General features: G+C 59.2%; 1 protein-coding gene. It reads right to left on the bottom strand.

What is annotated here, in order from left to right:
* On the bottom strand, positions 1 to 382 hold a 382-nt coding region (locus tag JN414_RS16535), incomplete at both ends, for a hypothetical protein (RefSeq protein WP_202208891.1).

Below are 382 nucleotides of genomic sequence, written 5' to 3'. Positions count from 1 at the left end.
GGATGCCTTGAAATTCTCCATCCGACTCTCGGCACGCGCCAGATCCAGCATTTTGCCGGAAATTTCGTCCACGGAGGCTGCGAGCCTTAAAAGACCCTTCGTCGAACTGTCAGTTCCGGCCCGAAGACCAGACATCGCCGACGTTCCTGCCTGAGAGACCGAGGATAGTCCATCCCGCATACCCGTGAGCATGACTCTGCTTTCGCCCAGTTGGCCGTTCCAGGCAGCCTGTGCATCCGCAGAGGTTTTCTGCTGACGGGACAGGTCCGCAACAGCCGTGCGGGTCTGGGAGATTTCCTTCTGCACTGCAGCCAGGCGCTGTGTCGTTTCGGACGTGTCAGCACCGGAAGATGCAGAACGATCCAGCTCTTCCTGCAGGGCT

Source organism: Gluconobacter sp. Gdi (assembly GCF_014132155.1).
GTDB lineage: Bacteria > Pseudomonadota > Alphaproteobacteria > Acetobacterales > Acetobacteraceae > Gluconobacter.
Note: the sequence above shows the minus strand (reverse complement) of the source record. Positions and strands in the feature narration are given on the sequence as shown.